Annotated in this window: 12 protein-coding genes; 7 read left to right on the top strand and 5 right to left on the bottom strand. The window is 70.4% G+C overall.

Translation table 11 applies throughout. From position 1 onward, the window contains the following. Positions 1 to 231 precede the first annotated feature (231 nt). Complete coding sequence (locus tag QH290_RS36310; protein WP_425301588.1) at positions 232 to 1,563, top strand: mannosyltransferase; 1,332 nt, start codon at positions 232 to 234, stop codon at positions 1,561 to 1,563. Here the strand turns inward: QH290_RS36310 and QH290_RS36305 are convergent. Together QH290_RS36305 and QH290_RS36300 are read right to left on the bottom strand one after the other, a co-directional pair. Then, the gene (locus tag QH290_RS36305) at positions 1,475 to 1,768 is read right to left on the bottom strand and encodes a 4a-hydroxytetrahydrobiopterin dehydratase (protein ID WP_280264085.1); all 294 of its coding nucleotides are present in this window, start codon (positions 1,766 to 1,768) and stop codon (positions 1,475 to 1,477) included. The genes QH290_RS36310 and QH290_RS36305 overlap by 89 nt on opposite strands. Before the next feature lie 20 nt (positions 1,769 to 1,788). Beyond that, positions 1,789 to 1,965 carry a hypothetical protein gene (locus tag QH290_RS36300; RefSeq protein ID WP_169814185.1) on the bottom strand — a complete coding sequence of 59 codons (177 nt, stop codon included), beginning with the start codon at positions 1,963 to 1,965 and terminating at the stop codon, positions 1,789 to 1,791. Positions 1,966 to 2,132: 167 nt separating this feature from the next. Here QH290_RS36300 and typA point away from each other — a divergent pair, with 167 nt between their 5' ends. The 5 genes from typA (at position 2,133) to QH290_RS36275 (ending at position 7,350) form a co-directional block, all read left to right on the top strand. After that, positions 2,133 to 4,034, top strand: a complete 1,902-nt coding sequence (gene typA, locus QH290_RS36295; RefSeq protein WP_280264090.1) for a translational GTPase TypA — start codon at positions 2,133 to 2,135, stop codon at positions 4,032 to 4,034. Between the two features lie 94 nt (positions 4,035 to 4,128). Next, positions 4,129 to 5,880 (top strand): ABC transporter family substrate-binding protein, encoded by a 1,752-nt coding sequence (locus QH290_RS36290; RefSeq protein WP_280264116.1) that lies wholly within the window; start codon positions 4,129 to 4,131, stop codon positions 5,878 to 5,880. After that, complete coding sequence (gene mshB / locus QH290_RS36285) at positions 5,877 to 6,770, top strand: N-acetyl-1-D-myo-inositol-2-amino-2-deoxy-alpha-D-glucopyranoside deacetylase (RefSeq protein ID WP_280264091.1); 894 nt, start codon at positions 5,877 to 5,879, stop codon at positions 6,768 to 6,770. Before QH290_RS36290 ends, mshB begins: the two co-directional genes overlap by 4 nt. A 5-nt stretch (positions 6,771 to 6,775) precedes the next feature. Then, positions 6,776 to 6,934: a hypothetical protein gene (locus QH290_RS36280; RefSeq protein WP_280264093.1), complete on the top strand. Its 159-nt coding sequence runs from the start codon at positions 6,776 to 6,778 to the stop codon at positions 6,932 to 6,934. After that, a complete protein-coding gene (locus QH290_RS36275; RefSeq protein WP_280264094.1) occupies positions 6,931 to 7,350 on the top strand; it encodes a hypothetical protein in 420 nt (139 codons plus the stop codon). The genes QH290_RS36280 and QH290_RS36275 overlap by 4 nt, the downstream gene beginning before the upstream one ends. Before the next feature lie 273 nt (positions 7,351 to 7,623). On the opposite strand, the gene QH290_RS36270 is transcribed toward QH290_RS36275, so the two are convergent. From QH290_RS36270 to QH290_RS36260, 3 genes are all read right to left on the bottom strand, one after another. Further along, complete coding sequence (locus QH290_RS36270; RefSeq protein WP_280387908.1) at positions 7,624 to 9,213, bottom strand: alkaline phosphatase D family protein; 1,590 nt, start codon at positions 9,211 to 9,213, stop codon at positions 7,624 to 7,626. Positions 9,214 to 9,358: 145 nt separating this feature from the next. Further along, positions 9,359 to 10,987, bottom strand: coding sequence for a PH domain-containing protein (locus QH290_RS36265; protein ID WP_280387906.1), 1,629 nt, complete (start codon positions 10,985 to 10,987; stop codon positions 9,359 to 9,361). Next, on the bottom strand, positions 10,984 to 11,514 hold the full coding sequence (locus QH290_RS36260) for a PH domain-containing protein (protein WP_280264097.1): 531 nt from the start codon (positions 11,512 to 11,514) through the stop codon (positions 10,984 to 10,986). The genes QH290_RS36265 and QH290_RS36260 overlap by 4 nt, the downstream gene beginning before the upstream one ends. 232 nt (positions 11,515 to 11,746) lie before the next feature. Here QH290_RS36260 and QH290_RS36255 point away from each other — a divergent pair, with 232 nt between their 5' ends. Continuing rightward, entirely contained in the window at positions 11,747 to 14,350 is a 2,604-nt protein-coding gene (locus QH290_RS36255) for a bifunctional FO biosynthesis protein CofGH (RefSeq protein ID WP_280387904.1), read from the top strand. Positions 14,351 to 14,650 lie beyond the last annotated feature (300 nt).

Genomic DNA, 14,650 nt, shown 5'->3' with positions numbered 1-14,650 from the left:
CCGGCGATGCGGCCGCATCGCTTGCGTCACTTTAGGGATAGAGCAGCCGTGTTGTACAGCCGTGCCGCGATCTTGTCGAGAGCTATTCCTCGGCTATGTGCCGTTCTCGGACCATAACCCCACTCCGGTGTTACTGAAGTGATCAGTGATGCAAATGTTACAAGATGGGCGCTTCTCGGCCTCGGCGCTCCCGCCGGTAATCTTGTCGCGGCCCGTCACCGACCGGAAAGTTTGCACGCCGTGAACCGACTGCTCCGATTGGCCTCCGGTGGTAGCGACGGGACCGGAGGCAGACGCCGCGTCGCCCTGCTCGCGCTGGGTCTGTCCGTGCTGGCCCGGCTGGCGTGGATGCTGTTGTCGCCCAACGGGATGAACCTGGTCGACCTGCACGTCTACGTCGACGGCGCCGCCAGCCTGGGCAGCGGACACCTCTTCGACTACACCTACGCGGAGAAGACCCCGGACTTCCCGCTGCCGTTCACCTATCCGCCGTTCGCGGCCGTGGTGTTCTACCCGCTGCACTTCCTGCCGTTCACCCTGGTCGCGGTGGTCTGGCTGCTGCTGATCGCGGCGGCGCTGTACGCGGTGGTGCGGATCGGCTTCGCCCTGCTGCTCGGCGACGCCGCGCGCGAGAGTCGTTGGCGCACGGCCGCGATCGGGTGGACCGCGGTGGGGCTGTGGCTCGAACCGACCCGCACGACCATGGACTACGGGCAGGTCAACGTCTTCCTGGTGCTGGCCGGGATGGCCGCCGCCTATTACACGGCGTGGTGGCTGTCGGGCCTGCTGGTCGGCGTGGCGGCCGGGGTGAAGCTGACCCCGGCGGTCACCGGGCTGTACTTCCTGACCCAGCGCCGCTGGGCGAGCGCGGTGTGGGCCGCGGTGGTCTTCGCGGCGACGGTCGGGGTGAGTTTCGCGATCTCCCCGGCCGAGACCCGCACGTACTTCGGGCCGCTGATCGGTGATGCCAACCGCATCGGACCGGTGGGCTCGGTCTGGAACCAGTCGCTGCGGGGAGCGCTGACCCGAATTCTGGGCTATGACGCGGGTGCGCCGTGGCACGTCGGCGGACATCGAATCCCGTTCGGGCCGTGGTGGCTCGGCGGTGTCGTGGTCGTCGCGGTGCTGGCCTTCTTCGCCTGGCGTGCCCTCGGCGCGGGGGACCGGCTGGGCGCGCTGCTGGTGGTGCAGCTGTTCGGGCTGCTGGTGTCGCCGATCTCGTGGTCGCACCACTGGGTGTGGCTGCTGCCGCTCGTGCTGTGGCTGCTGTACGGCCCGTGGCGCGCGGCGGCGGGCGCCCGGGTCCTGGCCGGTTACTGGCTGGCGACCGCACTGGTCGGGCTGCCGTGGGTGCTGTCGTTCTTCCAGCCCACGATCTGGACGATCTCCCGGCCCGGGATCCTGTCCTGGCTGGGTGCGGTCGACCTGATCGGTGTCGTCGCGTTCTATGTCTGGGTGATCCGGACCGGGCGGCTCAGCTCTCCTGAACCAGCCGATCGATCTCCTGCGCCAGCGCCGTATCCATCCGGGTCAGCCCACCCTCGGAGTGCGTCGACAGCGTGAAAGTGACACGGCGCCAACGGATATCGATATCGGGGTGATGGTTGGCCGCCTCGGCCTCCCCGGCGACCCGGCGCACCAGCTCGATCCCGGCCAGGAACGAGGGGGCCTCGACGGTGCGGGCGATGCTGTTGCCGGTGTGGGTCCAGTCCGGCAGCTTCTCGAGCGCGGTGGCGATTTCGTCCTCGGTCAACAGTGGGGTACTCATACCCCGGTTCTACTCTCGACTCAGGCCGCGCGCGCCTGCTTGAGATACTTCTTGAGGTCTTTCCCGCACACCCCCGCGGACTCGGCCTTCTTCATGCGCATGATCACGACAGGGCATTTCACACAGCGCGTCTTCTTGCGACAGCACTTCTTCTTCGGCTTGAGGCGGGACACCTCCTTGGCCTTGACCTTGCCCATGAAGGTAAGCATAGCCTAACCGGGATGGCCCGGAATCGGTGCCGCCCCGCATTTCGGTACTGTGTACCTGGCCGCATGCCCGGTGAGTCACTCGTCCACCTGTCTTGCACTGACCCTCTACGGCGAGGGTTGGCCGGCAACCATCTCATCCAGCAGGAGGATTCAACGTGTCGTCTGTCGAGTTCCGCAACGTCGCGATTGTGGCTCACGTCGACCACGGCAAGACGACGCTGGTCGACGCGATGCTCAGGCAGTCCGGCGCGTTCGCCGAGCGCGCCGAGCTGGTCGATCGCGTGATGGATTCGGGCGATCTCGAGCGCGAGAAGGGCATCACCATTCTCGCCAAGAACACCGCCGTGCACCGGCACAACGCCGACGGCAGCGTCACCGTGATCAATGTCATCGACACCCCCGGCCACGCCGACTTCGGCGGTGAGGTCGAGCGCGGCCTGTCCATGGTCGACGGCGTGGTGCTGCTGGTCGACGCCTCGGAGGGGCCGCTGCCGCAGACCCGCTTCGTGCTGCGCAAGGCGCTGGCCGCCTCGCTGCCGGTGATCCTGGTGGTCAACAAGACCGACCGGCCCGACGCGCGCATCGCCGAGGTCGTCGAGGAGTCCCACGACCTGCTGCTGGATCTGGCCTCCGACCTGGACGACGAGGCCTCCGAGGCCGCCGAGCTGGCCCTGGATCTCCCGGTGCTCTACGCCTCGGGCCGCGCGGGCAAGGCCTCGACCACCCGCCCCGAGAACGGCACCACCCCCGATGCGGAGAACCTCGACGAACTGTTCGAGGTGCTGCTGAAGTACGTGCCCGCGCCCAAGGGCGACGCCGCGGCGCCGCTGCAGGCGCACGTCACCAACCTCGACGCCTCGCCCTTCCTGGGCCGTCTCGCCCTGGTCCGCGTGCACAACGGCACCCTGCGCAAGGGGCAGAACGTCGCGTGGATGCACGCCGACGGCACCAAGACGGTCAAGATCACCGAGCTGCTGCAGACCATCGGTGTCGAGCGGCAGCCCGGCGAGGAGGCCATCGCGGGCGATATCGTCGCCATCGCGGGCATCCCCGAGATCATGATCGGCGACACCCTGGCCGACGTCGAGAATCCGGTCGCGCTGCCGCGCATCACCGTCGACGAGCCCGCCATCTCGGTGACCATCGGCACCAACACCTCGCCGCTGGTCGGCCGGGTGCAGGGCCACAAGCTGACCGCACGCATGGTGAAGGCGCGCCTGGATCAGGAACTGGTCGGCAATGTCTCGCTGCGGGTGCTCGATATCGGCCGCCCCGACGCGTGGGAGGTGCAGGGCCGCGGTGAGCTGGCGCTGGCGATCCTGGTCGAGCAGATGCGCCGCGAGGGTTTCGAGCTGACCGTCGGCAAGCCGCAGGTGGTGACCAAGCAGGTCGACGGCAAGGTGCACGAACCGTACGAGGAGCTGACCATCGACTGCCCCGACGAATACCTGGGCGCCATCACGCAGCTGCTGGCCGCCCGCAAGGGCAAGATGGTGCAGATGAGCAACCACGCCGCCGGGTGGGTGCGGATGGAGTTCATCGTCCCGTCGCGCGGCCTGATCGGCTTCCGCACCGACTTCCTCACCGAGACCCGCGGCACCGGCATCGCCAACGCGGTCTTCGACGGTTACGCGCCGTGGGCCGGTGAGATCCGGGCCCGGCACACCGGGTCACTGGTGTCCGACCGCGCCGGATCGGTGACGCCGTTCGCCATGATCCAGCTCGCCGACCGCGGCCAGTTCTTCGTCGAGCCGGGCGCCGACACCTACGAGGGCATGGTCGTCGGGGTGAACCCGCGCGCCGAGGACCTCGACATCAACGTCACCCGCGAGAAGAAGCTGACCAATATGCGGTCGGCCACCGGCGATGTGCTCGAGACCCTCGCCAAGCCGCTGCAGCTGGATCTGGAAGCCGCGATGGAGTTCTGCGCGGGCGACGAATGCGTCGAGGTGACCCCGGAGGTGGTGCGGGTGCGCAAGGTCATCCTCAGCGCCACCGAGCGGGGCCGGGAGGCCTCGCGCCGCAAGGCCCGCGACCGCGCCTCCCAGAACGCGTAGCCCGCACCCAGTGCATTTCCGGGCGGGCCGCGGCGAGCGTGTAGGTTCGCGAACTGTGTCTGCAGCACTGAGAGGCAGGCGTCGCCCGCGGGTGATGCTGATGCTGGTGGCGTCGGTGGCGGTGCTCGCCGGATGCACGGCGAATCCGCCGCCGCCGATCGAGAGCACCGACAGCCCCAAGACCACACCGGCCAAGCCCACCAAGAGCACGGTGGTGGTGGCCGTCGACGACATCGGGATCGGGTTCAATCCGCACCTGCGATCCAATCAGTCGCCGGCCACCAACGCGGTCAGCTCGATGGTGTTCCCCAGTCCGTTCCGGCCGGTGCCCTCGCCGACGGTGCCCGGCGCGACCGACTGGGTGCCCGACGGCGCGCTGATGGTGTCGGCGGATGTCACCGCGCAGGAGCCGTTCACCCTCACCTACAAGATCCAGAACCAGGCGTCGTGGTCCGACGGTGCGCCGATCGCCGCCGAGGACTTCCGGTACCTGTGGCAGCAGATGATCACCCAGCCCGGCGTGGTGGATCCCGCCGGGTACCGCCAGATCTCGGATGTGGGCTCCTCCGACGGCGGCAAGACCGTGACGGTCACCTTCCGCGAGCCGTATCCGGCGTGGCAGCAGCTGTTCACCGATCTGCTGCCCTCCCATCTGCTGAAGGATTCGCCGGGCGGCTTCCAGAAGGCGCTGGCCGTCGAGCGCGGCCTCATCGACCAGAATCCGATCTCGGGCGGGCAGTTCCGGGTCAAGCAGGCCGACTCCGGGCGCGAGGAGATCCTGCTCGAGCGCAACGACCGCTACTGGAGCACCCCCGCGGTGCCGGATCAGATCATGCTGCGGCGCGGCGGCACCACCGCGCAGCTGGCCGAATCGCTGCGCTCGGGGGATGCGCAGATGGCGCTGGTGCGCGGCGGCACGGCCACCCAGTCGCAGCTGCAGGCGATCCCGGCGGTGCGGACCTCGATGATGCCGCAGGCGCGCGAACTGCAGCTGGCGCTCAACGGCCGCGTCGGCGACCTCACCGATCAGCGGGTGCGCCACGCCGTGCTGGCGCTGCTGGATCCGACGCTGCTGGCGACCGTCGGCGCGCAGACCGGGGCGTGGACGGAACCGGCTCGGGCCCAGGTGCTTTCGCCCTCGGACCCGGGCTACGCGCCGACCGCGCCGCCGCGGATCTCCGCCGATGAGGCGTTCGCGCTGCTGGCCGAGGCCGGATACGCACGCGCGCCGGAGACCCCGACGGAGGGCGCCTCGGCCACGTCCCCGGCGCCGCAGCCGCGCCAGGTGGTGAAGAACGGCAGGACCCTCGCCGTCCGCCTGGGCGCGGTGGACAAGGACACCACCGCGCTGGCCGTGGCCAACACGGCGGCCGACATGTTGCGCAGCGCGGGCATCGACGCCAGCGTGCGCAGCCTGCCCGCCGAGGAGCTCTACGGCAAGGAACTGCTGGACGGCACGGTCGATGCGGTCGTGGGCTGGGACCGCGCCGGGAACGACCCGGCCACCGTGCTGGCCTCCCGCTACGGCTGCCCGCCCCCGCCCGCCACCCCGCAGGACGACACGTCGTCGTCGCGGGTGGAGGACTTCCGCAAGGCGCCGAGCAATATCTCGGGAATCTGCGATCCGGCGCTGCAACCGGCGATCGACACCGCCCTGCACGGGCAGGACGCGCCCAAGGTGATCGGTGAGGCCGAGCCGAAGCTCTGGGACCTGGCGACCGTGCTGCCGATCATGCAGGACAACGGTGTGGCGGCCGCCAGCTCGCGCATGGACGGGGTCTCGCTGAGCGGCGCCATCGAGGTCGGGATCTTCGGTGGGGCGGGGACCTGGCGGCGATTGTCGTGAGTGGCGGTCTGCTCCTGGTCCATGCGCATCCGGACGACGAATCCATCGCCACCGGCGGCACCATCGCGCACTATCGCCGGCGCGGCGTCCCGGTGACCGTGGTGACCTGCACGCTCGGCGAGGAGGGCGAGGTGATCGGCGAGCAGTGGGCGCAGCTGGCCGGTGACCAGGCGGACCAGCTCGGCGGCTACCGGATCGGCGAATTGACCAGGGCGCTGGCGGAATTGGATGCCGGGCCGCCGCGGTTCCTGGGCGGCGCCGGGCGCTGGCGCGATTCCGGGATGACCGGCACCGTCGCCGATCCGCGCCCGCTCGAGCCGCTGCATCCGCGCGCGTTCGCGAACTCCGGACAGGCCGCGGTCGACGCGCTGGTGCAGGTGCTGCTGGAGGCGCGGCCGCGGGTGGTGGTCGGCTACGACCCGCGCGGCGGCTACGGACATCCCGATCACGTTCGGGCACACCGGATCACGATGGCCGCCCTCGACGCCGCGAAGGAGCGGGGCTGGGATACGCCGAAGGCGTATTGGACCGTGACCGATGCCGAGGTGCTGCGCCTGCACACCGAGGCGCTCGCCCGGCGCACCGTCGACCGGCTGCCCGGGGCGCTGCCGCCGGGCTGGCGGCTCCCGGCCGCGGGCGATCTGGCCTGCGTGTCCAGCGAATCCGTGACCACCACCATCGACGTGTCCGACGCCCTGGCGGCCAAGCGCGCCGCGCTGCGCGCCCACGCCACCCAGGTGAGCGTGGCGCCGTCGGGACGGGAGTTCGCGCTGTCCAACAACATTGCCCAGCCGGTGCTGCCGGAGGAGCATTACGTGCTCGTGCGGGGGCGGCTGGGGCCGGTCGGATCCGACGGCCGTGAGCACGACCTGTTCGCGGGCTTAGACTGACCCCCATGTACAACTGGAGCCTGCAGGACGCCATCGTCGCGTTCGTCGACAGCCAGAAACCGCACTGGCAGGCGCAGCACGACCTGTACCTGCACGTGCTCTACGGATTCGTGGATATGCAGAGTCACCTGCTGACCCTGCTCGGCTTCCCGCCGGTGCCGTGACGGCGGCCTCGATCGACCGCGCGGCCGCGGCGCCGGGTGTGCAGCCGCCCGGGTGGGCGGCGCTCGGCGCGACGCTGGCCGGGCTCCTGGTGTTCGAGGGCCTGCTCTCGCTCGTCCTCGAGGTGCTGTATCTGCCGACATACGTGGGCAGCACCCCGCTCCCGTTCTCGATCCTCGTGGCGGCCGTGGTGAACGTGCTGCTGGTGATGGGCATGGGCGTGGTGACGAACCGCCCGGCCGCCATGGCCCTGCCGCTCGCGGCGTGGTTGTTCGGCTTCCTGCTCTGCGCCACGACCGGCCCCGGCGGCGACGTGCTGCTCACCGACACCTGGACCGCCCCGGTCCTGCTGGCCGCCGGACTGATCCCGGCGGGGTTCTACCTGTTCCGCCGCACCTTCGTCCGCCCGCGCACCTGAGCCCTCCCACCGAGCCCGGCCGCCCGTCTCCGGTGCGTGTTGTGCCCGGCCGCCTGTCTTTCCGGTGCGTGCCGTGCCCGGCCGCTCGTCTTCCCGGTGCGTGTTGTGCCCGGCCGCTCGTCTTTCCGGTGCGTGTTGTGCCCGGCTGCTCGTCTTTCCGGTGCGTGTTGTGCTCGGCCGCCTGTCTTTCCGGTGTGTGTTGTGCTCGGCCCCTGTCACTCCGGCGCGTGCCGTGCCCGGCTTCCTGTATTTCCGGCGTGCTTTTGGCCGGAATCAGGCCCGTTCCAGGCCGGGCTTGCGGTCCTCGATGATGAACGAGGCCTTGGTTTCCACGGGAGCGCCCGGCGTGGATACGTAAGGGATCGCGCGGAAGTCGGCGCGGATCTCGGTGGGGCCGATGCGCGTGCGCACGTAGCCGCGGCGGTTGTTGTGGAACTTGATGTGCGGGTTCTCGGCGAGCACGGCGGCGGTCTCGGCGGTCGTCTCCGAGCCGTCGCCGCCGCTGGTGATGGAGGTCGCCACCAGCTCGGTGCCGACGGTGGGGGCGCCGGGATCGTTCCAGCGCTGCTTGATGTCGGCGGCCCACGAGGCGTGCACGTCGCCGGTCAGCACCACCGGATTGCGGACCCCGGCGTCGACCCACCCGGCGACGACGCGGTCGCGGTCGGCGGCGTAGCCGTCCCAGGCGTCCATATTGTTCTTCTCGCCCGGGCCGGGCTGGACGTCCTGCTGCGCGAAGAACACCTGCTGCCCGAGAACATCCCAGCGCGACCGCGAGCCGCGGAACCCGTCCAGCAGCCAGCGCCGCTGCTCGGCTCCGGTGAGGGTGCGCCGCGAATCCAGGCGTGCCGGACAGGTTTTGGCGCCGTCGCCGCAGGCCTGATCGTCGCGGTACTGCCGGGTGTCGAGCATGTGGAACGTGGCCAGGTCACCCCAGTGGACGCGGCGGAACAACCGCATGCCGGTGCCGCTCGGTGCCGCGCCGCGGCGCAGCGGCATGTTCTCGTAATACGCCTGGAAGGCGGCGGCGCGCCGGGCGAGGAAGTTCGGCTGCGGCTTCTCGGGCTTCTCGTAGACGTCCCCGGCCCAGTTGTTGTCGATCTCGTGGTCGTCCCAGACCGGCACCCACGGGGCGATCGCGTGCGCGGCCTGCAGATCCGGATCGTCCTTGTACTGGGCGTGACGCCGCCGGTAGTCGGCCAGCGTCCCGGTCTCGGGCCCGGCGTGGTCGCGAGCGTTGCCCTCGTCGAGGACGTAGCCGCCGGGGGCGTACTCGTAGATGTAGTCGCCCAGGTGCAGGATCAGATCCGGATGTTCCTCGGCCAGACGGCGATACGCGGTGAAGTAGCCGTGCTCGAACTGGGAGCAGGAGGCGAAGCACATGGTGAGGGCGCTGCCGATGCCGAGCGCGCCCAGCCCGGGGATCGGCGCGGTGCGGGTGCGTCCGGCCGGTGAGAGATGCCCGTCGGCGCGGAACCGGTAGAAGTACTCGGCGCCCGGCAGCAATCCCGCGGCCTCGACGTGCACGCTGTGCCCCTGCTCCGGCCGCGCCTCGACGGTGCCGCGCTGCACGACGATCGCGAACCGCTCGTCCATCGCGATCTCCCAGTCGACCGGCACGGCCCGGTCCGGCATGCCGCCGCGGCCGTCGTCGGCGAGGGGATCGGGCGCGAGCCGGGTCCACAGCACCACGCCGTCGGCGGCCGGATCCCCGGAGGCCACACCGAGCGTGAACGGATCCCCCAGGCGCCGAGACGGATTCGGCGGCACCGCCCGCGCGAGCGGATCACCCAGCGCCGCCGCGGTCACCCCGAGAGCCGTGCCGCCGAGCAGGATTCCACGGCGCGAGACAGTGCCGGACATGTTCAACCTCTTCCCTCGGCTCATTATCTGGACATCCCATGAGATAACTGTCGGTTGACCCGAAGACAACGGTGTCATCACGGTGAGATGAACGGAATGCCGGTGTGGGCGAACGGTTGTCGAACAGACTTCGAACGAATGGGGCCTACCGGTGCCCGAGTTGTCCCGGCGTCACCCTCTCGATCAGCGCCCACGCCTGGTCGACGGGGATATCCACCACGTGGTAGCGCTTCTTCCCGGCGGCCGAGGCCGCGACGAGGGTGGCGACCCCGGCCCGTCGCTGGAAGAAGGTCTGCCGGAGGGTCCATCCGATGATGCCGGGGGCCTCGAGGCAGTCGCGGTCGCGGTCCAGGGAGCCGCTGCGGGTGATCAGCCAGGTGGGGCGGTCGCCCGCCGCGGGTAGCACGGCGTGACCGAGGCCGCGGTAGCGGTCGTAGGCCAAAGCCGTTGCCGCCAGGGCGATCAGGGCCAGCACGAGCCACATCCACAGCGGAACATCAACCCCCGCAACCGATATCGCGACAACCGCGATCGCCGCCACCAGAACCGGTGTCAGCGCGCGCGTATAGCGACGCTGCCGAGCCCTCGGGCCGTGTGGATTCAGCGAGATCGTCGCCGGTGCGGCCGATGCCGTGATATCCGCCGATGTCGCTGCTTCGGTCGTTGCCGACGCGGGATCGGATTGTGTTGCCGCGGTGAGGGATCGGCGTGCGGTTCGGCTCGCGAGCAGATGTCCCAGCGTGCGGTCGACCGCGGCGCGCGGGGCTTGGGGGAGGATCTTCTGCCGGGGGCTGGTGCCGGTCATGATGGCCTCGAGTTCGGCGCCGCCCGCCAGGCGCAGCAGCAGCGGCTCGTTCACCGTCGCGCCGCGCAGGCGGGCCAGATCCAGGGTGGTCTGGCGGGTGGTGAACAGGCCGTGCCGCAGGTGCAGCGTGCGGCCGTCGTCGAGCACGCGCAGGCCGAAATATGTTGCGAGATACCGCGCGCACCCGGCGAGGCTGACGATCGCCGCCACCGCGGCGACCAGCGCCACCACCACCGCCGTCAGGAACCAGGCCCCGCGGCCCTCCACGCTGTGCACCGCGTCGGAACGGAAGATGGCCTCGGCCAGGCCGTACTGGAAGGCCAGGCCGACCACCGGCGCGACGATGGCGAATCCGGTCAGCGACAGCGGCGCGTACCGCACCCAACGCGGTTGCCAGTGCGCGATTTCGATGCCTTCGCGGTGCGCATCCGTCTCGCCCGGTGCCGGTGCGGGGGTGTCGGGGCTGCCTGCCGCTGGTTCACCGGTCAGCGAACCATGCTGTGCGCCAACGTCTTCCATCTTGTTCAGATGCGCGAGCAGTTCCGCGCGCAGCCCCGGCACCAGCCGAGCATCGAGGGCGTCGAGCTTGAACTGCTCGTCCTTGCCCACCTGCTGCCCGGTCCCGATGGTCAGCACCGCCAGCCCCAGCCCGCGATGCAGCGGGTCGGCCTCGATGTCGACCGAACGGATGCGCGACCGCGGCACCGCCAGCCGCTTGCGTTGCACGACCCCCGTGCGCAGTTCGACGTTGTCCGCGCCGATGCGATAGGTCGTGGTGAACCACCGCGCGACCGCGAATCCCACGATGACCACGAGCGCGAGCAGTCCCCACCCCGGATTGTCATTGCGCGTCCCGACGACCACGGACACGATGAGCAACGGGATGTACCGGACGATCTCCCGCACCGGATGCACCAGCAGCATTCGCTTGTCCAGCCGCTGCCAGGACGCAGGCGGGGGTTCGGTCATGTCGCATCCCCTCGGTGCAGCGCCGCGATCTCCGTCAGCCGGGTCACGGTCTGCTCGGCGACGGGCAGGTCCAGGGCGCTGATCTGCACGGCCCCCGCCGAGGAGGCCGTCGTCACCGTGACCGTGGCGAGCCCCAGCATCCGCTCCAGCGGCCCGCGCTGCGTATCGACGGTCTGGACCCGGGTGATGGGGGCCACCCGGCTCTCCTGCGTGATCCATCCCGTGCGCGTGTAGACCGCCTCGTCGGTCACCTCCCACCGGTGCACCGCGTACCGCCACAGCGGCACCACCGCCACGGTGAACGCCGCCACCACCAGCGTCGCCGCCACGGCCGAAAGCTGCGCGGCCCGATGCGTGCCGTCCACGACGATCCACACCAGCTCGCCGATCAGCACGATCGCCCAGCCGACGGCCGGGCCCAGCGCCCACAGCAATTTCGCCCGCGGGCTCGGCCGCCACGCCGGTTCGGCCATGATGCTGCGCCCGGGCGAGGCAGCGACCCGGGCCCGGTCGTCGGGGTACGCCATGTCAGCCATGGTTCCATGGACACGCGTTTCGCGGCCGGTGCGCACCGCAGCCGCCCGCATCCGACGTCGAAATGTCCGGAGTGCACTCCCGCGTAGCACCGCGACCCGCCGGAGTAACACGCTGTGCGGCAGGCATTTCGACACCGGTTTGCCGAAGTTGGAATAGCCCACCGGAACGCCTGGTTGTCTCACGTCACAGGCACCGGAGGGAGAACACTCGGATGGTTGGCGCATGATCGAGGGCGTGACGGATCTACCGAACCCTGGCATCCCGCCCGCACCCCCGACCGCCTCGGCGATGCGCCGGGCGCTGCGGCGGGCCCGCGACGGAGTGACGTTGAACGTCGACGAGGCCGCCGTCCTGCTGCACGCCCGCGGCGACGACCTGGTGGAATTGAGCCGCAGCGCCTCGCGGGTGCGCGATGCGGCGGTCGGATCGCAGGGCCGGGCGAAGACCATCACCTACTCCAAGAACGTCTTCATCCCGCTGACACACCTGTGTCGCGACAGGTGCCATTACTGCACGTTCGTGACGGTGCCCGGCAAGCTGCGCGCCGAGGGCCGCGGCATGTACCTCGAACCCGACGAGGTGCTGGACATCGCCCGGCGCGGCGCGGCGCTCGGCTGCAAGGAGGCGCTGTTCACCCTCGGTGACCGCCCCGAGGACCGCTGGCCGGAGGCGGCGCAGTGGCTCGACGAGCACGGCTACGACTCGACCCTGGACTACCTGCGGGCCGTCTCGATCATGGTGCTCGAGGAGACCGGCCTGCTGCCGCACATCAACCCCGGCGTCATGTCGTGGGAGGAGATCTCCCGGCTCAAGCCGGTCAGCCAGTCCATGGGCCTGATGCTGGAGACCACCGCCGCGCGGCTGTTCACCGAGAAGGGCAACTGCCACTACGGCAGCCCCGACAAGGATCCGGAGGTGCGCCTGCGCGCGATCACCGACGCGGGTCGGCTGTCGGTGCCGTTCACCACCGGCATCCTGGTGGGCATCGGTGAGACGCTGCCCGAGCGGGCCGCGTCGATCATGGCGATCCGCAAGCAGCACAAGGCATTCGGGCACATTCAGGAGGTGATCGTCCAGAACTTCCGGGCCAAGGACGACACCGCGATGCGCGACACCCCCGATGCCGATATCGAGGAGTTCCTCGCCACGGTCGCGGTGTCGCGGCTGCTGCTGCCGCCGGACGTGGCCGTGCAGGCCCCGCCGAACCTGGTGTCGCAGGCCGAGTGCCGGGCGCTGATCGAGGCCGGGATCGATGACTGGGGCGGCGTCTCGCCGGTGACCCCCGACCACGTGAATCCCGAACGGCCCTGGCCGAATCTGGACACCCTGGCCGAGATGACCGAGGCGGCCGGTTACCGGCTGGCCGAGCGCACCTCCGCGCATCCGCGCTATGTGCGGGCCGGGAATCCGTGGGTAGACCCGCGCATCGGAGCCCACGTCGCGGCCCTGTCGGATATGCGGACGGGACTGGCGGATCCGGACGCGATACCGCGCGGCCTGCCCTGGCAGGAGCCGGACGAGTCGTGGGAGTCCGCGGGCCGCGTCGACCTGAACACCGCGATCGATACCGACGGCCGCAATACCGAGGCGCGCAGCGATGCCGGGCTCGGCGGCGAGGATGTCGTGGGCGCGTTCGGCGACTGGGAGACCATCCGCGAGCAGGTGCGTGAGCTGGCCGCCACCGCGCCGGAGCGGTTCGACGCCGACGTCCTGGCGGCGCTGCGGGCGGCCGAGCGCGATCCGGCGGGGCTGTCCGACGATCAGTACCTGGCGCTGGCCACGGCCGACGGGGCAGAACTGGACGCGATCGCCGCGCTGGCCGATCAGCTGCGCCGCGACACCAACGGCGACGACGTCACCTACATCGTCAACCGCAATATCAACTTCACCAACATCTGCTACACCGGTTGCCGGTTCTGCGCGTTCGCCCAGCGCAAGGGCGACGCCGACGCGTTCAAGCTGAGCGCCGAGGAGGTCGCCGACCGGGCCTGGGAGGCGCATGTCGACGGCGCCACCGAGGTGTGCATGCAGGGCGGCATCGACCCGGATCTGCCGGTGACCGGTTACGCCGATCTGGTGCGCGCGGTGAAGCGGCGGGTGCCGTCGATGCATGTGCACGCGTTCAGCCCGATGGAGATCGTCAACGGTGCCTCGCGCGGCGGGCAGAGCGTGCACGACTGGCTGGCGGCGCTGAAAGAGGCCGGGCTGGATACGATTCCGGGCACGGCCGCGGAGATCCTCGACGACGAGGTGCGCTGGGTGCTGACCAAGGGCAAGCTCCCGGCCTCGGCCTGGATCGATGTCATCACGACCGCGCACAAGCTGGGCATCCGCTCCAGCTCGACGATGATGTACGGGCACGTCGACAGCCCCCGGCACTGGGTCGGGCATCTGCGTGTGCTGCGCGGAATCCAGGACGAGACAGGCGGTTTCACCGAATTCGTGCTGCTGCCGTTCGTGCATCAGAGCGCGCCGCTGTACCTGGCGGGGGCGTCTCGCCCGGGGCCCACCATCCGCGACAACCGCGCCGCCCACGCCCTGGCCCGCATCATGCTGCACGGCCGCATCGACAACATCCAGACCAGCTGGGTCAAGTTGGGCACCAAGGGAACTCAGGTGATGCTCAACGGTGGCGCCAACGACCTGGGCGGCACCCTGATGGAGGAGACCATCTCCCGCATGGCCGGTTCCCAGCACGGCTCCGCCAAAACCGTAGCCGAACTGACCGAAATAGCCTCCGGCATAGGCCGCCCCGTCCGCGAACGCACCACCACCTACGGCACCCCACCCCACCGCACCCCACCCCTCCCCCTACCGGTCGGCTAACCCGCCCACCCCCAAGGCTGCCGCCCGCCCGGTCCCAGCATTCCCCGCTTCGCGGCTCGACCCAGCATTTCCCCGCTTCACGGCCCGACCCAGCATTCCCCGCTTCACGGCCCGCCCCAGCATTTCCCGCTTCACGGCGCGCCCCAGCATTTCCCCCGGCTGAGGGGGCCCCGGGGGGGGGGGGGGGGGGGATTAGGGGGGGGGGGCGGGGGGCGGGGAGAGGGGGGGGGGGGGGGGGGGGGGGGGGTGGGTGGGGGGGGGGGGGGGGGGGGGGATTGGGGGGGGGGCCCGCACGGCGGG

Origin of the sequence: Nocardia wallacei (assembly GCF_029869545.1) — a bacterium.
Taxonomy (GTDB): domain Bacteria; phylum Actinomycetota; class Actinomycetes; order Mycobacteriales; family Mycobacteriaceae; genus Nocardia; species Nocardia wallacei_A.
The sequence above is the reverse complement of the archived record's forward strand: the minus strand, read 5'-3'. Positions and strand labels throughout refer to the sequence as shown.